Annotated in this window: 22 protein-coding genes; 13 read left to right on the top strand and 9 right to left on the bottom strand. The window is 66.5% G+C overall.

The genetic code is table 11. The features are described from left to right. Position 1: 1 nt before the first annotated feature. The 4 genes from ABIC51_RS08100 to ABIC51_RS08085 all read left to right on the top strand — a co-directional run bounded on the left by ABIC51_RS08100 (position 2) and on the right by ABIC51_RS08085 (position 7,736). Positions 2-3,415, top strand: a complete 3,414-nt coding sequence (locus tag ABIC51_RS08100) for a transglutaminase family protein (RefSeq protein WP_175898034.1) — start codon at positions 2-4, stop codon at positions 3,413-3,415. A gap of 214 nt (positions 3,416-3,629) precedes the next feature. Next, positions 3,630-6,236, top strand: coding sequence for a circularly permuted type 2 ATP-grasp protein (locus tag ABIC51_RS08095; RefSeq protein WP_034196036.1), 2,607 nt, complete (start codon positions 3,630-3,632; stop codon positions 6,234-6,236). After that, positions 6,230-7,279: a transglutaminase family protein gene (locus ABIC51_RS08090; RefSeq protein WP_175898033.1), complete on the top strand. Its 1,050-nt coding sequence runs from the start codon at positions 6,230-6,232 to the stop codon at positions 7,277-7,279. Before ABIC51_RS08095 ends, ABIC51_RS08090 begins: the two co-directional genes overlap by 7 nt. Positions 7,280-7,463: 184 nt before the next feature. Further along, positions 7,464-7,736 (top strand): hypothetical protein, encoded by a 273-nt coding sequence (locus ABIC51_RS08085; RefSeq protein ID WP_027791308.1) that lies wholly within the window; start codon positions 7,464-7,466, stop codon positions 7,734-7,736. Between the two features lie 80 nt (positions 7,737-7,816). On the opposite strand, the gene ABIC51_RS08080 is transcribed toward ABIC51_RS08085, so the two are convergent. Beyond that, positions 7,817-8,761: an alpha/beta fold hydrolase gene (locus ABIC51_RS08080; RefSeq protein WP_354006403.1), complete on the bottom strand. Its 945-nt coding sequence runs from the start codon at positions 8,759-8,761 to the stop codon at positions 7,817-7,819. Between the two features lie 124 nt (positions 8,762-8,885). After that, positions 8,886-9,818 carry a prolyl aminopeptidase gene (gene pip, locus ABIC51_RS08075; protein ID WP_060171220.1) on the bottom strand — a complete coding sequence of 311 codons (933 nt, stop codon included), beginning with the start codon at positions 9,816-9,818 and terminating at the stop codon, positions 8,886-8,888. Positions 9,819-10,107: 289 nt separating this feature from the next. On the opposite strand from pip, the gene ABIC51_RS08070 reads away from it, so the two are divergent. From ABIC51_RS08070 to ABIC51_RS08035, 8 genes are all read left to right on the top strand, one after another. Beyond that, positions 10,108-10,356 carry a response regulator transcription factor gene (locus ABIC51_RS08070; protein WP_146253296.1) on the top strand — a complete coding sequence of 83 codons (249 nt, stop codon included), beginning with the start codon at positions 10,108-10,110 and terminating at the stop codon, positions 10,354-10,356. Further along, the gene (locus ABIC51_RS08065; RefSeq protein ID WP_226128897.1) at positions 10,328-10,519 is read left to right on the top strand and encodes a LuxR C-terminal-related transcriptional regulator; all 192 of its coding nucleotides are present in this window, start codon (positions 10,328-10,330) and stop codon (positions 10,517-10,519) included. Before ABIC51_RS08070 ends, ABIC51_RS08065 begins: the two co-directional genes overlap by 29 nt. A 168-nt stretch (positions 10,520-10,687) precedes the next feature. Next, positions 10,688-11,050: a hypothetical protein gene (locus ABIC51_RS08060; protein ID WP_059696483.1), complete on the top strand. Its 363-nt coding sequence runs from the start codon at positions 10,688-10,690 to the stop codon at positions 11,048-11,050. Between the two features lie 110 nt (positions 11,051-11,160). Next, on the top strand, positions 11,161-12,471 hold the full coding sequence (locus ABIC51_RS08055) for a DUF2589 domain-containing protein (protein ID WP_081073670.1): 1,311 nt from the start codon (positions 11,161-11,163) through the stop codon (positions 12,469-12,471). Between the two features lie 61 nt (positions 12,472-12,532). After that, positions 12,533-13,384: a hypothetical protein gene (locus ABIC51_RS08050; protein WP_175898032.1), complete on the top strand. Its 852-nt coding sequence runs from the start codon at positions 12,533-12,535 to the stop codon at positions 13,382-13,384. A gap of 4 nt (positions 13,385-13,388) precedes the next feature. Next, positions 13,389-14,030, top strand: coding sequence for a DUF2589 domain-containing protein (locus ABIC51_RS08045; protein ID WP_175898031.1), 642 nt, complete (start codon positions 13,389-13,391; stop codon positions 14,028-14,030). Further along, positions 14,027-14,266, top strand: a complete 240-nt coding sequence (locus tag ABIC51_RS08040; RefSeq protein WP_027791314.1) for a hypothetical protein — start codon at positions 14,027-14,029, stop codon at positions 14,264-14,266. Before ABIC51_RS08045 ends, ABIC51_RS08040 begins: the two co-directional genes overlap by 4 nt. A gap of 235 nt (positions 14,267-14,501) precedes the next feature. Then, entirely contained in the window at positions 14,502-15,653 is a 1,152-nt protein-coding gene (locus tag ABIC51_RS08035) for an acyltransferase family protein (RefSeq protein ID WP_175898030.1), read from the top strand. 36 nt (positions 15,654-15,689) lie between these two features. Here ABIC51_RS08035 and ABIC51_RS08030 read toward each other — a convergent pair whose 3' ends face one another. Together ABIC51_RS08030 and ABIC51_RS08025 are read right to left on the bottom strand one after the other, a co-directional pair. Beyond that, positions 15,690-16,508 carry a PA3715 family protein gene (locus ABIC51_RS08030; protein ID WP_175898124.1) on the bottom strand — a complete coding sequence of 273 codons (819 nt, stop codon included), beginning with the start codon at positions 16,506-16,508 and terminating at the stop codon, positions 15,690-15,692. A 137-nt stretch (positions 16,509-16,645) separates the two neighbouring features. Continuing rightward, positions 16,646-17,215, bottom strand: a complete 570-nt coding sequence (locus ABIC51_RS08025; protein WP_175898029.1) for a GNAT family N-acetyltransferase — start codon at positions 17,213-17,215, stop codon at positions 16,646-16,648. A 24-nt stretch (positions 17,216-17,239) separates the two neighbouring features. Between ABIC51_RS08025 and ABIC51_RS08020 the strand changes: the two genes are divergently transcribed. Continuing rightward, positions 17,240-17,926: a GNAT family N-acetyltransferase gene (locus ABIC51_RS08020; RefSeq protein ID WP_148096001.1), complete on the top strand. Its 687-nt coding sequence runs from the start codon at positions 17,240-17,242 to the stop codon at positions 17,924-17,926. 454 nt (positions 17,927-18,380) lie between these two features. Here the strand turns inward: ABIC51_RS08020 and ABIC51_RS08015 are convergent, their stop codons facing one another. The 5 genes from ABIC51_RS08015 to ABIC51_RS07995 all read right to left on the bottom strand — a co-directional run bounded on the left by ABIC51_RS08015 (position 18,381) and on the right by ABIC51_RS07995 (position 23,781). Continuing rightward, positions 18,381-18,845 (bottom strand): lysozyme inhibitor LprI family protein, encoded by a 465-nt coding sequence (locus ABIC51_RS08015; RefSeq protein ID WP_226128893.1) that lies wholly within the window; start codon positions 18,843-18,845, stop codon positions 18,381-18,383. A gap of 244 nt (positions 18,846-19,089) precedes the next feature. Continuing rightward, positions 19,090-20,154 (bottom strand): 2-aminoethylphosphonate aminotransferase, encoded by a 1,065-nt coding sequence (locus tag ABIC51_RS08010; protein ID WP_175898028.1) that lies wholly within the window; start codon positions 20,152-20,154, stop codon positions 19,090-19,092. After that, the gene (aepY, locus tag ABIC51_RS08005) at positions 20,154-21,335 is read right to left on the bottom strand and encodes a phosphonopyruvate decarboxylase (protein ID WP_136469168.1); all 1,182 of its coding nucleotides are present in this window, start codon (positions 21,333-21,335) and stop codon (positions 20,154-20,156) included. The genes ABIC51_RS08010 and aepY overlap by 1 nt, the downstream gene beginning before the upstream one ends. Further along, positions 21,332-23,017 carry a phosphoenolpyruvate mutase gene (gene aepX, locus ABIC51_RS08000; protein WP_060315171.1) on the bottom strand — a complete coding sequence of 562 codons (1,686 nt, stop codon included), beginning with the start codon at positions 23,015-23,017 and terminating at the stop codon, positions 21,332-21,334. The genes aepY and aepX overlap by 4 nt, the downstream gene beginning before the upstream one ends. Beyond that, entirely contained in the window at positions 23,014-23,781 is a 768-nt protein-coding gene (locus tag ABIC51_RS07995) for a phosphocholine cytidylyltransferase family protein (protein WP_027791322.1), read from the bottom strand. Before ABIC51_RS07995 ends, aepX begins: the two co-directional genes overlap by 4 nt. Positions 23,782-23,810: the final 29 nt, after the last annotated feature.

Here is a 23,810-nt window from a genome sequence, read left to right as displayed (position 1 = left end):
CATGTCCATCCACGTCGCGCTGCATCACACCACCCGCTATCGCTACGACCGGCTCGTCAACCTCGGCCCGCAGGTCGTGCGGCTGCGGCCCGCGCCGCACTGCCGGACGCCGATCCTCGCGTATTCGATGACGGTCGAGCCCGCGCAGCACTTCATCAACTGGCAGCAGGACCCGTTCTCGAACTATCTCGCGCGGCTCGTGTTTCCGGAGCGCACCGAGCACTTCGAGATCACGATCGATCTCGTCGCCGAGATGTCGGTGTACAACCCGTTCGACTTCTTTCTGGAGGCGAGCGCGGAGCAATACCCGTTCAGCTATGACGATGCGCTGAAGACCGAGCTCGCGCCGTATCTCGTGTGCGACCCGCAGACGAGCGCGGCGCCGCTGTTCCGCGCGTACGTCGACGGCGTCGATCGCACGCCGGCCGGCACCGTGAACTTCCTCGTCGCGCTGAACCAGCAACTGCAGCGCGACATCGGCTATCTCGTGCGGATGGAGCCGGGCGTGCAGACGCCCGAGCAGACGCTCGAGCTGGCGTCCGGCTCGTGCCGCGACAGTGCGTGGCTGCTCGTGCAGCTGTGCCGCCATCTCGGCATCGCCGCGCGTTTCGTGTCGGGCTACCTGATCCAGCTCACGCCCGACGTGAAGTCGCTCGACGGCCCGAGCGGCACGTCGGTCGACTTCACCGACCTCCACGCATGGTGCGAGGTGTACCTGCCGGGCGCCGGCTGGATCGGCTTCGACCCGACTTCGGGCCTGCTCGCGGGCGAGGGCCACATTCCGCTGGCCTGCACGCCGCAGCCGACGAGCGCCGCGCCGGTCGAGGGGCTGATCGACGAGTGCGAGGTGTCGTTCGAGCACGAGATGACCGTGACGCGCGTGTACGAATCGCCGCGCGTGACGAAGCCGTATACGGATTCGCAATGGGACGCCGTGCTGACGCTCGGCTCGCAGGTCGACGGCGCACTCGCGGCCGGCGACGTGCGGCTCACGCAGGGCGGCGAGCCGACCTTCGTGTCGATCGACGATCGCGACGGTGCCGAGTGGAACACCGACGCGCTCGGCCCGAACAAGCGCGGCTACGCGACCGAACTCGTGCAGCGGCTGCGCGCCGAATACGGCGACGGCGGCTTCCTGCATTTCGGCCAGGGCAAGTGGTATCCGGGCGAGCAGCTGCCGCGCTGGGCGCTGTCGATCTTCTGGCGTGCCGACGGCCAGCCCGTGTGGCACGATCCGTCGCTGTTCGCCGACGAGCGCGAGCCGTCCGCGTATACGACCGACGACGCGAAGCGCTTCATCGATGCGCTGGCCGCGCGGCTGAACCTGACCGGCGAATTCATCCGGCCCGGCTACGAGGACGTCTGGTACTACCTGTGGCGCGAGCGCCGGCTGCCGGTCAACGTCGACCCGTTCGACTCGCGCCTCGACGACGAGCTCGAACGCGCGCGGCTGCGCAAGGTGTTCGAGCAGCAGCTCGACAGCGTGGTCGGCTACGTGCTGCCGGTCAAGCGCGTGGACACTGCGCCGGGCCTCGACGGGCCGCGCTGGCAGACGGGGCCGTGGTTCTTCCGCGACGAGCGGATGTACCTCGTGCCCGGCGATTCGCCGATGGGTTATCGGCTGCCGCTCGATTCGCTGCCGTGGGCCAGCCGTGCCGACTATCCGTATCTCGTCGAGCGCGATCCGTTCGCGCCGCGCGACGCGCTGCCGGAAGCCGCCGCGATCCGCGCGCGCTACGCGGGGCCGGCCGATGCGCCGCGCTACCTGTCCGGCGTGCATCGCGAGGCGTCCGCGCAGACCGTGATGCAGTGGCGCGACGACGGCCCGGCCGGGAACGGTCGGCCTGCCGCGCGCGACCCGGGTCGCGTTCCCGAGCGCTTCGAATCGGCCGCGTGGATCACGCGCACCGCGCTGTGCATCGAAGTGCGCAACGGCATCCTGTACCTGTTCATGCCGCCGCTTGCCGCGCTCGAGGATTATCTCGACCTGCTCGGCGCGATCGAGCTGACCGCGCACGCGCTGGGCGTGAAGCTCGTGCTGGAAGGCTATCCGCCGCCGCGCGACGCGCGGCTGAAGCTGCTGCAGGTGACGCCCGATCCCGGCGTGATCGAGGTGAATATCCATCCGGCCGCCAACTTCGACGAACTCGTCGACCACACCGAATTCCTGTACGACGCCGCGTGGCAGTCGCGGCTGTGCAGCGAGAAATTCATGGTCGACGGCCGCCACGTCGGCACCGGCGGCGGCAACCACTTCGTGCTCGGCGGCGCGACGCCGGCCGACAGCCCGTTCCTGCGCCGCCCGGACCTGCTCGCGAGCCTGATCGCGTACTGGCACAACCATCCGTCGCTGTCCTACCTGTTCTCCGGGCTGTTCATCGGGCCGACGAGCCAGGCGCCGCGCGTCGACGAGGCGCGCAACGACCAGCTCTACGAGCTCGACATCGCGTTCGCCGAGATCCAGCGCAACAAGCTGCTGTTCGGGCAGGACATGCCGCCTTGGCTGGTCGACCGCGTGCTGCGCAACCTGCTGATCGACGTGACGGGCAACACGCACCGCAGCGAATTCTGTATCGACAAGCTGTATTCGCCGGACTCGTCGACCGGCCGGCTCGGCCTGCTCGAACTGCGTGCGTTCGAGATGCCGCCGCATGCACGGATGAGCATCGTGCAGCAACTGCTGCTGCGCGCGCTGGTCGCGCGTTTCTGGGCCGCGCCGTACACGACGCCGCTCACGCGCTGGGGCACCGCGCTGCACGACCGCTTTATGCTGCCCGAGTTTCTTCAGATGGATTTCGACGACGTGCTGGCCGAGCTGCGCGACGCCGGTTTCGCGTTCGATCCGGCGTGGTTCGCGCCGCACTTCGAATTCCGCTTCCCGCTGTTCGGCCAGATCGCAGTGAACGGCATGCAGCTGTCGCTGCGCGGCGCGCTGGAACCGTGGCACGTGATGGGCGAGGAGGGCGCGCCCGGCGGCACGGTGCGCTACGTCGATTCGTCGGTCGAACGGCTCGAAGTGCGCGTGACGGGGCTGAACGACAACCGCCACGTCGTGACCGTCAACGGCCGCGCGTTGCCGCTGCAGCCGACCGGCACCGTCGGCGAATACGTCGCGGGGGTGCGCTACAAGGCGTGGTCGCCGCCGTCCGCGCTGCATCCGACCATCGGCGTGCACGCGCCGCTCACGTTCGACATTGTCGATACGTGGCTGCAGCGCTCGCTCGGCGGCTGCCGCTACCACGTCGCGCATCCGGGCGGACGCAACTACGCGACGTTCCCGGTCAATGCCTACGAAGCGGAGAGCCGCCGGCTCGCACGCTTCGTCGAGATGGGGCATACGCCGGGGCGGATGGAGGTCGCGCCTGCCGCGCCGAGCCGCGAATTCCCGTTCACGCTCGACTTGCGGCGGCCGTGACCGGACGATGACGAGGCGGACGACGATGCGCGGTGTGCGGTCTCCCGGCAAATGGGGTGATGGCGGCCCCGCCGGAATGCTAGGATGCGGGCAGATTGCGGCCGCACGCCGCGTATCGCCGCCGGCGCGGCGGCGCGCGTGCGCGGCCGCGCCCTGACGACGGAACGACACCGTGCCGCCCATAAACACCGACCATCTCGCCGCCCTCGACGCGATGCCCACGCTTTTCGATACCGGCGCGCAGCCGGATGCCGCGGAACTGGCCGCCGCGCTCGCGGCGCCGGCGGCCGCCGGCCGCTACGACGAACTGCGTGGCAGCGCGGCCGGCCTGAACGCGCCTGCGCTCGCGCCCGCGTGGCGCAGTTTCTTCACATCGATCGGCAGCGACGGCGTGGCCGACCTCGATCGCCGCGCCGACGCGCTGCACCGGCGCATGCGCGAGAACGGCCTGTTCTACCAATTGCACGAGCAGCGCGCCGGCGACGGCGCGGCCGGCCCGTGGTCGCTCGACCTGCTGCCGCTGATCGTCACGCCCGAGGACTGGGTCGCGATCGAGCGCGGCGTGCTGCAGCGCGTGCGGCTGCTCAACGCGACGCTGGCCGACCTGTACGGGCCGCAGACGATCCTCGAGCGCGGGCTGCTGCCGCCCGCGCTCGTCACCGGGCACCCCGGCTACCTGCGCGCGATGCGCGGCGCGAGCGTGCCGGGCGACACCTGGCTGCACGTGGTCGCGTTCGATCTCGCGCGTGGCCCCGACGGGCAGTGGCGGATCGTCGCGCAGCACACGCAGGGCGCGGCCGGCCTCGGCTACCTGCTCGAAAACCGGCTGATCGTGTCGCGGCTCTTTCCGCGCGGGTTTCGCGGGCTGCGCGTGCAGCGGCTCGCGTCCGCGTACCGCGCGCTGCTGCAGAGCATGCAGGCGCTCAGCCCGGCCCGCAAGAACTCGCGGATCGTGCTGCTGACGCCGGGGCCGCACAGCGCGACGTATTTCGAGCACGCGTATCTCGCGCGCTATCTCGGCCTCACGCTCGTCGAAGGCGGCGACCTGACCGCGCGCGACAACCGCGTATTCCTGAAGACGCTGAGCGGCCTCGAACCCGTGCACGGCATCCTGCGGCGTGTCGACGACGCGTGGCTCGATCCGCTCGAACTGCGGCCCGATTCGATGCTCGGCGTGCCGGGGCTGCTGCAGGCCGTGCGCGCGGGCAACGTGCTGCTCGCGAACGCGCCGGGCTCGGGCTTCCTCGAATCGCCGGCGATGCTCGGTTTCATGCCGCGTCTCGCGGAAGGGCTGCTCGGCGAAACGCTGACGCTGCCGGCCGTGCATTCGTGGTGGTGCGGCGAGGCGGCCGCGTGCGACGACGCATTGCCGCAACTCGCGCGCGCCATCGTGAAGGCATCCTATCCACCCGAGGTGCAGGCCGGCGGCGCGTTCGAGCCGGTGATCGGCGCGCGGCTCACGCAGGCGCAGCTGGCCGAATGGCGCGCACGCATCCTCGCGCGGCCCGAACACTACACGGTGCAGGCCGACCTGCCGCTGTCGCAGGCGCCGACCTGGCCGCGTCAGGACGCGCCCGACGGCCACGGCGGCGCGCGCATCGTGCCGAAGCCGGTGCTGCTGCGCGTCTTCGCGCTCGCCGACGGTGCGCAGCGCTGGCGGCTCCTGCCGGGCGGGCTGTCACGGGTCGGCACGCGCGACACGCTGTTCAATGCGCCGATGCCGCGCGGCGGCAGCACCGTCGATACATGGGTGATGACCGAAGGCATCGTCGATTCGACGACGCTGCTGCAGACGCATCTCGGCCCCGACGACCTCGTCGAACGGCCGCGCGCGATCGCGAGCCGCGCAGCCGAGAACCTGTTCTGGCTCGGCCGTTACACCGAGCGCGCGACCAACCTGATGCGGCTCGCGCGCGCGGCGCTCGAACGGCTGCGCGGCGAGGACGACGTCGACAGCCCCGCGCACCTGGAGCTGCTCGACACGCTGTGCCGCGACACGGGCCTGATCGCGGCCGATGCACCGAACGCCGTCGATGCGCCGCGTGCGTTCCAGCACGCGCTCGCGACGTCGCTGACGCGCGGCGCGGATCGCACGTCGGGCATTGCGTCGTGCCTGTTCGGGATGCGTGGCGCGGCTGCCGCGATCCGCGAACGGCTGTCGAGCGACCAGTGGCGCCTGATCGACGATGCGACCCAGCTGTTCGCGGACAGCGCGGGCCAGCCGGAAGCCGAGGAACAGATCGGCAACGACGCACTGCAGTTGCTGGAGCGCCTCGGCCTGCTCCTCGGCGCGATCACGGGCGCGCAGACCGACAACATGACGCGCGACGACGGCTGGCGGCTGTTGTCGATCGGCCGGCAGATCGACCGGCTGGACTTCCTGTGCAGCGTGCTGAAGTGCGCGTTCGACGAAGGCGCCGTGCACCGGCAGGACGGCTTCGAGCTCGTGCTGGAGCTGTTCGACAGCACGATCACGTTCCGTTCGCGTTTCCAGCGCGGCTTCGATGTCGCGCCGCTGCTGTCGCTCGTCGTGCTCGATACCGACAATCCGCGCTCGCTCGGCTGGGTCGTGCAGGCGCTGCGGGGCCGGCTGACGAAGGTCGAGCGCAGCGAAGGTTATGCGCTGTCCGAACTGGCCGAGACGATTCCGGACGTGCCCGCGTGGTCGCTGCACGAGCTGTGCGAAACCACCGACGGTGGCCGGCACGGCGCGCTGCTCGAAGCGCTCGACACGACGGCGAAGGCGGTCTGGGAACTGTCGAACCGGATCGGCGAGCGCTATTTCAGCCATGTACGCGAGGCGGGCAGGACGTTATGGTGACGACGAAAGGCGCGGGGAAAACCCCGCCGGGTTCCGGCGATGCCCGGAACGCATCGGCATCGGCATCGGCCGCGAAAGCAACGACCGCCGACGTCGCGCCGGGCCGCTTGCTGCGCGTCACGCACGACACCGAATACCGTTACGCGGCGCGCGTCGAATCGGCGCAGCACCAGGCACGGCTGCAACCGCTCGAGACGCCGCGCCAGCAAGTGCTGTCGTTCGCGCTCGACATCGATCCCGAGCCGGAATCGGTCTGTACCGAGATCGACGCATTCGGCAACGCGCGCGCATCGTTCGCGTTGAACCTGCCACATGACGCGCTGCTCGTGCGCAGCCGCAGCACGGTACGCGTGACGCCGCCCGTGTGGTCGCGCGGTGCGCGCGGCGCACCGCCGCCCGCCATCGCGCATCCCGACGCGAAACAGGCGACTGCGTGGGAAGCCGTGCGCGACCGCCTGCGGTTTCGTGCAGGGCAGCCTTACGATGCCGCGAGCGAATTCGTGTTCACGTCGCCGCATGTCGCGTGCGACGCCGAACTCGCCGCGTATGCGGCCGCGAGCTTTACGCCGCAACGGCCGCTCGTGCAGGCTGCCTGGGACCTGATGCGGCGCGTGCATGCCGATTTCGCGTATACGCCGAACAGCACCGACATCACGACGTCGGCGCTCGATGCGCTGCGCTTGCGCAAGGGCGTGTGCCAGGATTTCGCGCACGTGATGATCGGCGGGCTGCGCTCGCTCGGGCTGGCCGCGCGTTACGTGAGCGGCTACCTGCTGACGCAGCCGCCCCCCGGGCAGCCGCGGCTGATCGGCGCCGATGCGTCGCATGCGTGGGTCGAGGTGTACGACCCGGCATGGCCCGAGGACAACGGCTGGCTGCAGCTCGATCCGACCAACGATCGCGCGCCGGGCGACGACTACGTGATGCTGTCGATCGGCCGCGACTACGCGGACGTGACGCCGCTGCGCGGTGTGATCCGCGGCGGCGGTGCGGATCAGGAGCTGAAGGTCGGCGTGACGGTGGAGCCGCTCGACACGCCGTAATGTCGAGCGATGCCGCGTGCCCGCGCGCATTGCGGTTTAAGTCTTCGTTAATACTGCACGCCTAGCATGGCCATGCCGGTGAACGGATCTGACTTGATTCGGAAGCCGGCGGCACGCGCGGGTGCGTCGACGTCACGGCGCCGCACCGACGCGCATCGCCATTCCCTTGCAACGGCGGCGGATCATGATCAAGACCTTCGACTACACGCTCGGCAGCGAGACGATTGCGCTTTGTGCGAGCTTCGGCGCGGGGCCGGCGTGGCGCCGCGTGCTCGTGAGCCGTGCGGATTCGATGGAGACGCTGGTGGTGCTCGACGCGCGCGGCCTGTCGGGTTTGCTGAAGGTGGCGACCGAGGCACCGGAGGGGCTGCTCGACGACGCGATCCGCAAGGTCGGCGACGAGCAACTCGTCGAGCGGGCGATCAGCGGCAGGGCGATCGTCGAAACCGCGCTGTGAACCCCCGGGCAGGATCAAGCTGCTGACGGCATCCCGGCGACTTCCGGCGACTTCCGGCGATCGTCGGCAACCGGCGGACATCATCGCGCGAGAAAGTCGAGAAGGACGGACGCAAGCTGTTCCGGCTGCTCTTCGGCGGGATAGTGGCCGGAGTCGCGCAGCACGATCCCGTGCACATCGGACGCGACCTGCGCCATGGTGGCCTTCGATCCTTCTCCGTACCCGAATTCGCATCCGATGGCGAGGACAGGCATGTCGAGTTTCTTCGCGCCGAACGTCTTGTTGTCGTCGAGATCCACGAACAGGGTGCGGTAGTAGCTGAAGCTCGCGCGAAGGGCGCCGGGCTGCGTGAGCGCGGTTGCGTAGACGTCGATGTCCGCTTCGGTGATGGACTCGGGATCGACGGTGCCTACCGTGTCGCGCCGGATGAAGTGGCGCACGAACAGTGCTTCACGGCCGCGGACCAGCTCTTCCGAAATGTCCCCCGCCATATTGAAGCCGAAGTGCCAGCTGCCGCCCGTGGCCACGTTCATCGCCTTTTCCTGGCCGAAGCCCGGCAAGCCGCTCTCGATGAACACGAACCGTTCCGTGAGTTGCGGATACAGCGCCGCGAACGCGTAGCCCACCTGGCCGCCCATGTCGTGTCCGACGATGCAGGCCTTTTCGATCTGCAGCGCATGCAGCAACGCGGCGATGTCGCCTGCGACGGTCTTCTTGTCATAGCCTGCCGCGGGCTTGCTGGAGTGCCCGAATCCGCGCAGGTCGGGGGCGATGACCATGCAGTGAGGCGAAAGCAACGGCACGAGCTTTCGCCACGCATGCGACGTTTGCGGCCAGCCGTGCAGCAGCACGACGGCCCGGCCGGCTCCGGCCACTTTCGTGTGAATGCGCAAGCCGTTCACGCGGACGGCAAGCGACTTGACCGCAGGGCGGTCGAGACGCTCGGAACGGGGTTCGGTCGGGGTCAACGCCATGAATCGGCCTTCGAAGTGGAAAGAGTGGCCGGTGTGCGTGCCATCCGGCAAACCGCAGCGACTCGCGATGACGGAACGGCCTCCAACTTCCCGGCCGGCAGACATCCGGCCCGCGTAATGGTTGGAGGCTCGACGCGGATCAATCGGCGCGCGCGGCGTTGCCCGATGGCGCGCCTTAGTTCGCGAACCGGTCCGTGGCCGCGATCAGCGCCTCCAGGATCCCCGGTTCGTTGTACGCATGCCCGGCGCCGGGCACGATCTCGAACGTCGCATCCGGCCAGGCCTTCGACAGCTCCCATGCGGTGCGAGCAGGCGTCGCGACGTCATAGCGGCCCTGCACGATCACGCCCGGAATGCCGGCGAGACGATGCGCGTCACGCAGCAGCTGGCCTTCCTCGACGAAACCCTGGTTCACGAAGTAATGATTCTCGATCCGCGCGAACGCGAGTGCGTAGTGGCCGTCCGCGAAGTGCGCGGCGAGTGCGGGGTCGGGCAGCAGCGTGATCGTGCGGCCTTCCCAGATGCTCCACGCGCGCGCGGCTTCGAGCTTCGCGGCTTCGTCGTTGCCGGTCAGCCGGCGATGGTAGGCGGCGATCAGGTCGCCGCGCTCGGCTTCGGGAATCGGTGCAAGGAAGGCTTCCCACAGGTCGGGGAACAGCCACGACGCGCCTTCCTGGTAGTACCACAGCACTTCCGCGCGGCGTATCGTGAAGATGCCGCGCACGACCAGCGCGCTCACGCGCTCCGGGTGCGTTTCCGCATACGCGATCGACAGCGTGCTGCCCCACGAGCCGCCGAACACGAGCCACTTTTCCGCGCCGACCATCTCGCGCAGGCGCTCGATGTCGGCAACCAGATGCCACGTCGTGTTGTTCTCGAGGCTCGCATGCGGCGTCGAACGCCCGCAGCCGCGCTGGTCGAACAGCAGGATGTCGTAGCGCTCCGGATCGAACAGGCGGCGATGGTCGGCGCTGCAGCCGGCGCCGGGGCCGCCGTGCAGGAACACGGCGGGCTTGCCGGCGGGGTTGCCGCAGCGCTCCCAGTAGATGCGGTGGCCGTCGCCGGTGTCGAGATGGCCGTGGGCGTAGGGTTCGATCGGTGGGTACATGACGTTTCCTGATTGAAAGGTCGGTGGGGTGCCGGGCAACCGGTGCCGAAAGCAGTACGCCATTATGCCCAACTCGCCGAAATGGCGCGCTTCGGTTCCGGCATGCCGCACGACTGTCGTTCCTGTCGATCGGCATTGAAAAATCCGTAAAAAAACGCATCGCATCATTCACGCATTCCGATTCAATATGTCGTTGTGTTTCATGCGCGTGCCACGCATGAAATGCACTCATGACGCTGGCCATGCGTCGCGAATCAACGAGAAATCAAAATAATTCCGGGGATTGTGAATGGTTGGCGATTCTCTGACGAGGAAGGAGCGCGAGATCGTGTCGTTGATCGCGCGGGGGATGCGCTGTACGGAAATTGCCGAGGCATTGGGGGCCGCGCCGATGACGGTGCGCAAGCATCGCTCGAACATCGTGCGCAAGCTCGGGCTGACGGGCACCGCGCAACTCGTCGCGTATGCGGTCGAACACGCGCCGCCGCTCGCGGACGACCTCTCTCCTTGTGAAGATCGCCGCGCTCGGGCCGCGTGAGCGGGATGTGCTGCGCCTGATCGGTGCCGGTCTCGCGAGCAAGGAAATCGCAAGGTTGCTCGATGTCAGCCCGCGCACGGTCAGCAAGCATCGTGAAAACATCATGCACAAATTGTCCATTCATGAACTTGCCCGCCTGATGAAAATCGGCCGCGAATTGTGATTCCGACGATTCGCTTTTCACTACGCAATCGGAGGTATTGAGCGGCATTCGCATTCGGCGCAATTTGAATGGCGGGCGGATATTGCGTTGCATTCGCCCGAGGACGGGAGAATGCGCGATATTCCGAGGGCGAATTCACCCGGTTTTCTTAATGAAAAGGAGTGAAAAATGGAAAGCGAAAATGTGATTGTCTGGAAGGACGATCGCGCCACACAGGTCGAAGTGGCGCAACTCGTCAATCGATTCGCCGGGGAGATCCTGGTCGACGTCACCGACGCGCAGCAGGTCAAGGAGTGGACGAAGCTGCTCGAACCTCGGGCCGCCGACGATCACGCGGAAGGGGACACCGCGCTGTTCACCTGGCCGTTTCGTCCCGTGCCGAACGCCGCGATCTACGGCGGCGTGGTGGTCACGACCGTCAGCACGTTCGCGCTGCTGACCGGTTTCGCGATCTGGCGGCGCTACAGCGTGGATGCGGAGCTTTCCGCAAACCGCATGCGCTTCCGCCTGCGCCCGCCGCCGCGCCCGTAACCGCCGGCCCGGCCGCCGCCCGCCAAGGGCCGGCGGCCGCATGACGTACCGCACGCGCCGGCGAGACAGCACGGCGGCGCGTGCGGAACCGAAATCACAGGAGATCAATCATGCCAGTTGACAATTCGGCGGCCGAGTCCGCCCGGAGTCTGTTGAACGGTATCGACTACAGCGCCCTGATCGGCGGCCCGTTGCAGGCCGCGATCACCGCGCAGGCGATGGCCGCGAAATCCACCTACGAGTTCATCGACAAGGTCGGCCTCACGACCGACACCGACGGCGTGAAGCAGGCCGTCAACGTCACCTTCCTGTACCAGAAGGACGGGCAGATGGTGAAGCTGATCGTGCCGCTGCTGACGATCGTGCCGGTGCCGCTGATCCTGGTCGACGAAGTGACGATCCAGTTCAAGGCGAACATCAACGCGGCGGCGTCGTCGACGTCGGAAGAGTCGAAGTCCGAAGCGATCGCGGGCGAACTGTCGGCGCAGGGCAAGATCGGCTGGGGGCCGTTCAGCCTGTCGGCGCAGATGAAGGCCAGCTATTCGAGCAAGAAGGATTCGAAGGCGACGCAGGACTCGCGCTATTCGGTCGAGTACACGCAGGACGTGTTCGTGCATGCGTCGCAGGCCGGCGTGCCGGCCGGGCTCGCGACCGTGCTCAACATCCTGTCGAGCGCCGCGACCGGCGCGAGCCGCAACGGTGACATGCAGGTCAGTCCGGCGTTGTCGACCGTGATGTCGGGCGATCCGTCACAGCAGCAGATGCTGCAGGTGCGCCTGCAGAATTCGAACGGGCTGTTCGCCGGCAATACGGAGGTCGCGTTCCAGATCGATCCCGCGCTCGCGGACAAGTTCCGGATGAGCCGCGCGCCGTTCGGTTCGACCATCCCGTTCGATGCAGCCGGCAAGGTCACGTCGTTCAAGACCGACGGCGACGGTTCGTTGTCCGTCCTGTTCTGGGCGGAAGGCGAGGTCGATGCGCAGGCGATCGACCTGACGGTGTCCGCGTCGATCCCCGCGCCGGACAGCGGCAAGGTCGATGCGAAGTCGGTTGTCGTGCCGGTGCGCGTGCTGCACCGGCTGCCGCCGCCGTCGGCGCCGTCACTCAAGAGCGCGCAGGCGACGCTCTCGATTGCCAAGGGAGACTCCGGCAAGGACGTGCTGACCGCGCTTAAACCGGACGGCACGCCGGCAGTGGGTGTCGAGCTGAAGTTCGCGTTCGACGCCGGCGGTGCGGGGTTCGAGGTCACCGCGAACGGCGACAGCGTGAAAGCCGATCCGCCGCCGAAGACCGACGCCAACGGCAAGGTCGAGATCGATTGCAAGGCGCTCGACGACACCAGCAAGTCGGTCGTGACCGTCAGCGCGACGATCGACGGTGCGGGTGTGTCCACGAGCCTCACGCTGCAGGCCAAGCCCTGATCCGTCCGATGTGACAACCCGCCCGCGCCGGCCTGCCGGCGCGGGTTAGAGGAGAACACCGATGACCAATCTGCGGGATATCGCCGCCGCGTTCCTCGACAGTCTCGCGGGCGCGCAGCACGAAGCGAACCTGTATTCGAAGCGCCTCGCCGCGAAGTATCGCGAGGATCCGTTGCTCAAGTATTTTCCGGTGCCGAACGGCCTGCTCGACGAAGCGGACGTGACGCTGCGCTTCGCGGTGCCGCCGGGCGCCGATGGCGACGAACGGGCATCGCGGCTCGACGCGGACACGCTGGCGGCCGATGCGCTGCCGTCGCAGGTCGCCGTCGCCGACCTGGCGACGGAGGCAGGCGCACTGCTGCTGCGCGATCTCGCCGGCGCGCTCGGCCGCGTGCGCGGCGCGCGCGGTGCGGCCGGTGGGGGCGCCGATCCGGCGCACGACCGGATCGACGCGTTGCGTTCGTCCCGCGTCGTGCGCGAGCTGGGCGGCAACCTGCACGCGTTGCTCGGCGACGCACTGACGCAGGCCATGCGCGGCACGCCGCCGTCGCGCGATGCGCTGCGTGCGGGCCTGCTCGACGTGCTTCACGCATCGCTGGACGATGGCCTGGCGGACGTGTTCGACGCGCACGAGCGCGCGGATGCGGGACACGCGTCGTTCGAGGGCACAGTCGACGCGAACTGGGACGCACTGCGCGGGCTGATCGAAGCGGCGGCCGAGCGGCAGCGCGGGATCCAGGCGGAGACCGCGCGCGTGCCGTCGCTCGCGGTGACGCTGGACCCGGCCGCGCTGCAGGGTATTCCGTCCGAATTCGTGCAGACGCTGACGCTGCGCGCGAAGCTGCGCAATTACAAGTGGGTGCTCGTCGGCGAAGGCGGCCGCGAGCGCGACGAACTGGTTGTCACGGAGTGATGCCATGACCGATTCCATCAGCCCCGTCGTCGATCTGCAGTACCTGTTCGCCGCGCCGATCGAGGCCGTGATCGAGGCGGACTTCATGGCCGCGCGCCAGTTCGTCCGGTACGTCCGCGAGTTCGGCTTCGTGCGGAAGCCGTCCACCGGCTGCGAGCCGAGGGAACTGGACGACAGCGACTTCGGCGAACTGCGGATGATCACGTTCTTCTATGAACAGGTGCTCGGCAAGGACAAGACCGAATGGCGTCGCGTGCAGGTTCCGGTGCTGTCATTGATCCCGCTGCCGCTGCTCGAAGTGAAGACCGCGACTTTCGATTTCGGCGTGCGCCTGCTGCTTGCCGAGCGCGTGAAGGCGTCGTGCGCGATCCCGCTGCTGCCCGGCGATGCGGACGATGCCGCGCCGCGCCAGTATCGCTGGAGCGCCATGCTCGCACGCGGCCGGCCCGAGGCCGGCGGCCAGACGCGCGAGGACGTGTCGCCGTTTCTCGAGGCGAACATCGGCGCGAAGGTCGAGGTCGGGCAGGCCGGCATCCCGGCCGGTATCGGCAACCTGCTGGCGCTGCTGGGCATGAATACCCAGGTCGGCGGCGTGGGCACCCAGGCCACCGGTGAAGGTGGCGATCACTCCAGGAGGGAGTCATGAAGACAAGCGAGAAGATGCTGAACGACGCACCGGGTTTCATGTGCCCGGTCTGCACGCGCGGGCGGGTGAAGTTGTCGCTGGCGGATTTTCTCGGCAACAGCGAGGTTCGCTGCCCGATGTGCGGCACGCCGTTCCAGATGGACAAGACGGGCTGCGCGGAACTGGTGGATCGACTGCAGGATCTCCAGGTCGCGCAGCAGAACGTCCGGTTGCTGGAGAAGAAAGCCGACCGGTGAACGCGCCGCCGCGATCTTGCCGCGTCCCGTTGATCGTTGCGCCGCAACAGGCGGCCGGCGCTGCGCCACCCGCCCCGGACGTCCAGCCGGGGCGGCTTGCATTTGGGGGGATCGGGATTTTTGAAGTAATTTCATTCGGATATTTTTCATACAAAATCCCGGCGGCATATCGGCGTGCCGAAGCGGGGGCGGCGCCGGTCTGCTGCCCATCCACCGTGCCGACGGAAACCAGCCGATGAACCATCGCGTCACGCAGTTGACCGGATTGCGCGCCGTCGCGGTGGCGATGGTCGTGGTCGGACACGCCGAGCACGTGCTGCCCGGCGGCTACACGGGCTGGTACGCGCCGTTGCGGCTGATCGCCGACGGCCGGCTCGGCGTGCTGATCTTCTTCGTCCTCAGCGGCTTCCTGATCACCAACGTGTTGCGCGCCGAATTCGCGCGCACGGGCGGCATCGCGCTGACGTCGTTCTACGTGCGTCGCGCGCTGCGGATCTGGCCGGCCTGCTACGTCTATCTCGCGGCGGTCGCGATCGTGGCCTTCGCCGGCTGGTTCGACGTCGACCGCCGGCAGTGGCTGTATGCGGCGCTGCACCTGTGGAACTACTCGGCGTGGTTCGGGCTGACCGGCGACAACACGTTGCATCCCGACGGTGCGTGGTATCTCGGCCATTTCTGGTCGCTCGCGCTCGAGGAACAGTTCTACTGGTTCTGGCCGCTGCTGTTCGTGTACGGCATGCGCCGCGGCGGTACGCGCTGGCTGGCCGCGCTGATCCTGGTCGTGCCGCTCGTGCGCGCCGTCACGTACTTCGTGGCGCCCGCGCTGCGCGGGCAGCTCGGGATGATGCTTCACACGGGCGTCGATCCGATCCTGATCGGTTGTTATGCGTCGCTCAACCGCGAACGGCTCGAAGCGTGGATTCGCTCGTGGCGCGGCGGGACGCGCATCGTGACGGCGATCATCGTGGTCGTGCTGATCGGCGGCCCGCTCGCCGAACACCGGTTCGGTGGCTTCTGGAATGCGACGTACGGCGTGACGCTCGAGGCGGCGCTGATCGCGGTCGTGATCGTCGTGCTGAATTTCCGCAGCGAATTCTGGTGTGCGCGATGGTTGCGTGCGCAGCCTGTCGTGTTCGTCGGCACGATCTCGTTCAGCCTCTATCTGTGGCAGCAGCCGTTCGCGAATCCGGATCTGCCGGTTGCGCATGCGTTTCCGCTTGGGATCGTGTGGGCGCTGATGGCGGCGACGGCCAGTTATTTCCTTGTCGAGAAACCGTTCCTGCGGCTGAAGGATCGGTATACGGCGCGCGAGATGCGGCGGGGGCGGGAGGAAGCGCGGCTCAGGCCGGCGTCGGGCGAGGCGATCGGGGCGAAGGTGGTGGAGTAGATGGGGGGGGCGGTGTTACTGCGGCCCCGCTTACCGTTATTTGAATCGCTTCTTTGAGGCAGGCGAATACCAGAAGTCCCGGTACATATCGCTCCCGTATGATTTGCCGTCGTATTTGACGACCGTGCGCACGGTGCGTTTTCCCGCGTCCGGTTGCTTATCGTCGTTGCTTTCCGCGTTCATCACGTGTGCCGTAATCGACAGGTCCGCAAAGCCGTTGTGCGACGTCTTCTCGACCGCAATCGTCATGCGGGCGGACTCGCTGCGCAGGTCACTGGTATCGGGGCCGCACGCGGTACCTGTGGTAGCGACCCAGCCATTGAGATTGGTGCCAAACACGGGGCGGATGCGAGCGCCTTCGCGAATCCACAGTGTCAGTTCGTTCTCCATGTAGGCATCTGGGCAGCTCGGTCCGTGCGCGGTGCTGCTGAACACGACGCCGAATGCCCGTACATCGGGCGACAGCCGGTACGGCGCAGTATCGATGCGATAACTGTTCTCGCCGATCTGTATCGCCGCGTCCTCCTGAATCACCGAACGCTCGGCCGCCACGACCTTGCCCCCTTCGACGAGCGCGACGACCTGCAGCTTTTCGCTATCGTCGGGATTCTTGCTCTTCGGCAGCGAATCGAACGCGACGGCCGCGATCGTCGTTTCAGGTGCATTCGGCATGACCTTGCAGGCCGCCGCGACGACGAGCCGGTCCGCGTCACGTGTGGCGATGCGGGCGCTCGCGATGCCGGCCCAGCGGGCGACGGCAGTCACGGTGTCGTCGTCGCAAGGCTGGCTGTCGGCGGCGTGAACGATGGGGGAGGCGGCGAGCGCCAGCAACGGGGCGAAATGGAGGATTCTCACGGTCACGATGGAAAGAGGTTCTTCATGGATGTCGTGTATGTCGCTTACCGACGGCGGATTCAAACCGTCGATGCAACGCATCACTACATGGCTCAGACGAGCGGCAGAAAGCGGCCGAATAAGGGCTGACAGCTTGCTCAGTCGTTCAATTCAATGCGATAGCGGAGCGTCTCGGCGAATCCGTAGGCTGCCGGCTTTCTGAAGCGCTCGATCAATACGCCATTGCACGCAGCGATTACCCTCTGCGAGGCGATATTCTCCGGATCAACTGTTAGTTCGACATAGGGCAGGCCTTCTCCCTTTGCTTCGCCCAGCATCAAATCGAGCGCCTGCGTGGCATAGCCGTTGCCCCTCTTCCACGGCACGACCGAGAAGCCGATATGTCCGAGTACGTACGACGGCAATTCGGCGGTTCCGACCTGCCAACGAAATCCGATTGCGCCGCTGAAATCACCGTCCCATATCCAGCGGACAATGCTCGGGAGCCGCGCGACAGTCGAGCCATCGGGTAAGGGAATCTGACCGCCCGATGCAGTTGGATCGTCCAGTCCGTCCACGAATCGCTCAGCATCTACGTCAATAGCGTCCAATTGTTCGCGCGCAGCGATCGCCTTACGGACGTTGTCGGGCGACCATCCTGCCTCAAGCGCCGCAACGTAGCTCGGCAGCAAGGCGGTCGTAGGTCTCAACAGTTTGATTGCGCTCATGCTGATCGGTGCGTGTCTGGGAAGATGATTGCCAACAGTTTAATCGGCGGCGTCGAGCATCTCAAAATGGCCGACCGCCGCCTGATGCGGTCGGCCGAACCAGACCGGAAGAGACACTCAACTTCCCATGAAGCGGACGCTAGCGCCATGTTGCGCTGCGTGTGTTCATGGGTAAATCGACTTAGAATTACGCCTCACACTTCGAAAGAGCGCCTGATGGTCACAGTCCGCGCACTCAGCGGCGATTCGGATAACGATTACGCGAACGTATCGCGCGTCTTTATCGAAGCCGCCTCTTATACTCAACTGGTCGAAGGACGGTCACCCTCCAAAGAAGATGTTGATGATTTCTTCTACGGCAAGCCTGCAGGCAAAGATGGGGGAGATAAATCAGTCTTCGGCTTTTACGTCGGGCCAGACATGGTTGGCTGTGCCGACGTGATTCGCGCATATCCAACTGACGACTGCATCTGGATCGGACTGCTGTTATTTTCCGATGCGTACCAGCGTCGTGGTTACGGAAAGACTGCGTTGGCGTTGCTCGATGCTATGGCGCGTGAGTGGGGCTTCCGCAGGGCGCAACTCGCGGTCGTTTCAACGAATCCGCGTGCGTTCGCATTTTGGCAGCGCGAGGGATTCGAGGAAATCAGACGGACGACCAATCAGCGATTTCTCGGCGAGCTGATCGTCATGGAGCGACCCATTCCGTAGCTGCGTCGAATGGCTCAAACTGGCGGTGGTTTGATGCAGTACAGGCGGAAATTGGCGGCCGCTCCTGACCGGAAACTGCCCGATATGCCCGGCGGAGTAGCTGACAAGAAGCGCCCAGGGTGAGGGCGTCGCGGACGTCTCATTGAATCGGTGAACCTCCGCGAGCACGAGTTTGGCCGACTGCCATTCCGGATGTTCCACTTGGGCTTCGCGTGCCTCCAACGCCAACGCGATCACTTCGACCAGCTGCCGCTCCGGCAGCGAGGTCAGGGCATCCACAAGTTCTCGATTTTGCAAAAAACTCATCGAATTAACGATCCTGTCCAATCAACGAGGTGGCGACGGCAGATGCATCGCTTTCGGGGCGTCGCGGTCGGCGCTTTTTGGTTCGTTGAGCGAAACCCTCTCTCTAATATCCGCCGACCTGGTGATGCCGTCTTCATCTGGCGCTGCGCTAATCATGGCTCAATTGCTTGAGCCACGCGTTCAATTCACGCGTACGATCACGTGTTCTGTCGATTTCGCAAGTCAGTAGATCAAGATTACGATCCGCGCCTGCCTCGTTTATCAGATACCAAGCGGTACACTCTTTATCGAGAAAGCTGACCCATTGACGCTGAGCCTCGACGAATTTCGTCTTGAGTGCCGGATAGTCGACGTACTCGTCACGCGGCCGAGACATCGACTTCAAAACCTTTTGGTAAGTGCGGTTCAACTCGTCATCCGCTTGCTGAAATTCGCCTTGACTACGCTGCAGCAAGCACTCGGGCGCCACGCTGTCAGGTGCGCAACTCTGTGCCTGCGCAGAGGTGAACCACGAAAATGTCAGCGCCATGGCGACCCCGAGCGCTGCGCAACGACGGCCGGATGCCGATGCGTGGATATGCATTCTTGCTCCCACTGCTGTTTTTTCATTCATGTGGCGATCGGAGTAATTCTGGCGTCGATCATGGTCGACAGCGCCGACTGAAGTACATATCGTTGGCTTGCTTTAAACAAGCACGGTCAACTTTGTAAAAGCCGATTGTCAACGAACGACTCGGTCATGTCGAGTGACTGATAATGGCTGCGGGCTCAACCGTCCGGAGTTTCCGAAAAATCCGCAAAGAATAAAAAAGGCCCTTCCGAGAAGGGCCTTTCATGGACGAAGGTACGAGCGACGCTTACCGCGTCAGCGCCGTAAACCCTTCCAGCAACCGATCGACATCAGCTGCTTGAATCGCGCCCATCGTCGAAATCCGGAACAGTTCCTTCGACAGCCCGCCTTGCCCCGCATAGATCACGAAACCGCGCGCCTTCAAGCCGTCATGCAACGTCTCGTACGTCACACCCTGCGGCAACCGATACGCGCGCAGCACGACCGACGATTCACCTTCCGGCAGCACGAGCGGCATCCCGCGCGCCGCCAGTCCGGCCTGCGCCTGATCGGCGAGCGCCTTGTAATGCGCATGACGCGCACGCCAGCCGCCAGCCTCATCAAACTCGCGCAGCGCCTCGACGAGCGCGTAATACGCGTGCACGGAAGGCGTGAACGGCGTATTCCGCTGATCCTGCAGCTTTGTCAGGCGACCGAGATCGAGGTAGTAAGTGCGGCTTGCAGCCTTCGCGAGCGCGCTGCGCCGCACGATCACGAACGCCGCGCCCGGCACGCCGTGCAGGCACTTGTTCGCGGTCGCGGCAACCGCGTCGATGTCGCCGCCGGCGAAGTCGATCGCCTCAGCCCCAAAACTGCTGACACCATCGACGAGCATTTTCACGCCGCGCGCACGGCACACCCCGGCAATCGCGCCGAGATCGTTCAGCCGGCCCGTCGTCGTCTCGTGATGAATCACGGCGACATGCGAGTACCCGCCCGCATCGAGCCGTGCGGCGATCTGCGCGAGATCGGGCGCCTGCATCCACTCATGCTTCAGCACGTCATGCGCGATCCCGTACTGCGTCGCGATCTGCGTGATCCGCTCGCCGTACACGCCGTTCTCGATCACCAGCAGCTTGCCGTCCTGCGGCACGAGGGCCGCGATCATGCTTTCCACGGCGGCCGTGCCCGAACCCGTCATCAGCGCGGCGGTCCATTCGGCCGGATCGAGCTCGTACGCGGCAACGAGGCGCGCACGTGCTTCGTCCTGCAGATCGAAGAATTCGCTTTCGCGATGGCACAGGTCGGGTTGCAGCAGGCTGCGGCGTACGCGTTCGGTGAGCGTGACCGGGCCGGGGTTCAGCAGCAGCATCAATGGGCTCCTTCAACGTGGGCTTCGGTCTGCGCGGCGCCGATGTGCCGCATCAGACGGGTCTTGACCTCGACCGGCGTGACGGTCGGGCGGGGCAGGCCGTCGGGCACGCCGGTGCGGATCGCCAGGCGCACGAACTGCGCACCGTCGCTTGACCCGGCCAGCGCCGTATCGAGCACGTCGAGCGTGTCGCCTTCGACCGCCGACGCGTAGCCGCATGCAGCCGCGACACCCGCGAACGACACGTGCTGCGACACCGTTGCCTGGCCGCCCGTCGATTCGTGCGCGCCGTTGTCGAGCAGCACGTGCGTGAGGTTCGCCGGGCCGTAGGTGCCGAGCGTCGCGAACGCGCCCATGCGCATCAGCGCGGCGCCGTCGCCGTCGACCGCAACGACCTTCAGGTCGGGTCGCGCGAGCGCGAGGCCGAGCGCGAGCGGCGTCACGCAGCCCATCGAACCGACCATGTACAACTGGTTCGGGCGATCGTCGATCGCGTAGAGTTCGCGGCCGCAGAAGCCGGTCGATGCGAGCACGACGGTCGAATCGACCGGCGTGTGCGCGATCACGCGCTGCAGCGCGTCCTGGCGGGTCGGCCAGGCTTCGGCCGACGCGGCGCGCGACGACGATTGCGCGGCGACATGCGTGCGCGGCCTGGCTGCCGGGTTCGCCTTCAGCTCATACGGCGCGACGCTGCCTTTCTGCATCACGAGCGCGTACGGGCGGCCCGTCGCGTCCATATGCGCGATCGCGCGGTCGAGTGCCGGGCCGACCTGTTCGGGGTCGGTCGGGAACGTCTCCCACGGGATCTCCATCGTGTCGAGCATCGCGGGCGTGATCGGGCCCATCAGCGCGTGCTGCGGCTCGTCGGATACGCCCGGCTGGCCGCGCCACGTGACGATCAGCAGCTGCGGCAGGCGGAACGTCCAGGTCAGCGACGTGAGCGGGCTCACCGCGTTGCCGAGCCCCGAGTTCTGCATCATCGCGATGCCGCGCTTGCCGCCGAGCGTCGCGCCCGCGATCAGCGCGACCGCGTCGCCTTCGTTCGCGGCCGACACGTAATTCAGCGTCGGGTCCTGCAGCACGTAATTGATGAACGGCGTCAGGTACGAGCAGGGCACACCCGCGTACCAGTCGAAACCGCGCTCGCGCGCGGCCTCGACGAACTGTGCCGCTTCGATCATTGCGCGCCCCCGTTGCCGGTGCCCGGTTCGGACAGCGGCGTCTGGCCGTGCGCGAAGTCGCCCGCGCGGCGGAAGTCTTCGAGATCGTTCACACCGCGCCAGTGGCCGTGCACGTACTGCACCTCGATCTTCTCGCCGGCGGCGATCAGTTCGTTGAGCAGCGACGGGATGTCGAGCGTGTCGAAATCGTCGCGCGCCTGCAGCGTCGCGAGCATCGTCTTCAGGCGCTCGACACCGGCACCGCGCACGTTCAGCAGGCCGATCCAGCGGCCGTGCGGCGTACCCGTGGCGACGTCGCTCGATACACGTTGCAGGTAGGTCTTCTGGCCGAACAGGCCGCGATCGTCCGCCGCCGAGCACAGCGCGAAATCGCGCACGCTCTGGTTGGTTTCCGTCAGCGACGAATCGACCACCACGCTGAACTCGGCCTCGCTCTCCGCGAGGTCACGCACGATGTAGCTGCGGAACAGCAGGTCGCCGTACGAGATCACGGTGTCGCCGGTCAGGCGTTCGGCCGCACATGCGAGCGACGCGAGTTCGCCCGTCTGCGCATGGCGCTCGTTGACCACGAGCTTGATGCCCGACGTGTCGATCGCGTCGGCGCGGTAGCCGCCGACCACGGTGATGTCGTTCACGCCGTGGGTCTTGAAGCCGTCGACGAGCCAGCGCAGCAGCGGCTTGCCGGCGACCGGCAGCATGACCTTCGGCTTGTCTTCGGTCACGGCTTCGAGGCCCTTGCCGCGGCTCGCTGCGAGCACGATCGCCGCGTTCGACGCGCGCGACGACGACGACAGGTAGATGCGCTCGGCCGCCGAGTATTCGTCGGCATCCTGCAGGCGGAAGATCTCGTTGACCGATGCCACGCGGTCCTCGACGTTGATCAGCGTTTCGCTCTCGTGGATCTCGCGCGCGGTCGCCTGCATCGCGGATGCCGACGCGCGGATCAGGTGGTTCGCCCAGATCACGGTGCTGATGCCGGCCTGGCGGAACACGTCGGTCGGCGTGCTGTAGTACTTGGTCGGCACGATCACGAGCGGCGCCTTGCCGCTCCATTCGCGCGCGAACTGCAGGATCTCGTCCGGGCGCGACAGCTTGCTGTGGATCAGGATCGCGTCGGCGCCGGCTTCCGCGTACGCGTTCGCGCGACGCAGTGCCTCGTCCATCCCCCAGCCTGCGATCAGCGCTTCGACACGCGCGACGATCGAGAAGTCGGGATCGGTCTGCGAATCCTTGCCGGCCTTGATCTTGCCGCAGAACTCGTCGATTTCCGCGAGCGGCTGGCGCTCGCCGCCGATGAAGCTGTTGGTCTTCGGGAACTGCTTGTCCTCGATACAGACGCCGGCGATGCCGCGCTGCTCGAGCTTCTTCACGAGGCGGCGCACGTTGTTGAAGTTGCCGTAGCCGGTGTCGCCGTCGAGCAGGATCGGCAGGTCGCTCGCGTCGGCCATGAATTCGAGCACGTCGACGACCTGCGTCCAGCTCGCTTCGTTGTTGTCGCGCACGCCGAACTGCGCGGAGATCGCGAGGCCCGATGCCCAGATGCCCTTGAAGCCGGCTTCGCGGACGATCCGTGCGGACAGGCCGTTGTGCGCTTCCATCAGGAATTCGAGGTCGCTGCTGACGAGCATGCGGCGCAGGCGGGCGCTGCGCGATTCGGTGAAGTTGGGTTCGCGTGCGTTCATCGTGCGACTCCTGCGGTGGTGCGTTGAATCAGGGGGAGGATTTCTTGGGTGGCGCGGGCGACGTCGTTCGGGAAGTCGATCTCGATCCACGGCGAGCCGGTGACGTCGGCGACGTCGAACGAATGACCGCCTTCGAGCAGCAGGTCGCGCACGGCTTCCTCGTGCGGCATGTTCGCGCGGCCGCTGTCGACGTAGCCCGCGACGATCGTCGCGAGGCGGCGCGCGGTGCCTTCGGTGAAGCGGAAGAAGCCGACCGATTCGCCGATCGTGTCGTATTCGAGGTCGACCGCGAGCTGCTTGCGCAGCTCGACCGGCACGCCGTTCTTCAGGCACAGCTTGACGGGTTCGTCGCCGGCCTCGAAGTCGCGGTCGATCAACAGGCGGTCGACAGCCTTGTCGGCATCGGCCACCAGCGCGTGCAGGATGTTCTCGTCATACAGCACGTCGGCGTCCATCAGCAGCACGTCGCCGCCGCGCGTCATTGCATCGGCGACGGTATGCACGGTCAGCACGCTGCCGAGGTCGTAGCGTTCGTTGATCACGATCTCGGCCTGGCGGCCGAGGCGCTTCAATTCCTGCTCGACCTTCCCGGCCTGGAAGCCGAGCCCGAGCACGATTTCGTCGACGCCCGCGGCATCGAGCACGCGCAGATGGCGCTCGAGCAGCGACACGTCGTCGAAGCGCAGCAGGCACTTCGGGAACTGTGCCTCGGGCGGTTGTTGCAGGCGCAAGCCGAGGCCTGCCGCAAGAATGATGGCTCGCATGGGTTCTCCAACCAAAAAGCCGGCGGATC

The organism is Burkholderia sp. 572, assembly GCF_040545135.1.
Classification (GTDB): Bacteria; Pseudomonadota; Gammaproteobacteria; order Burkholderiales; family Burkholderiaceae; genus Burkholderia; species Burkholderia cepacia.
Note: the sequence above shows the minus strand (reverse complement) of the source record. Positions and strands in the feature narration are given on the sequence as shown.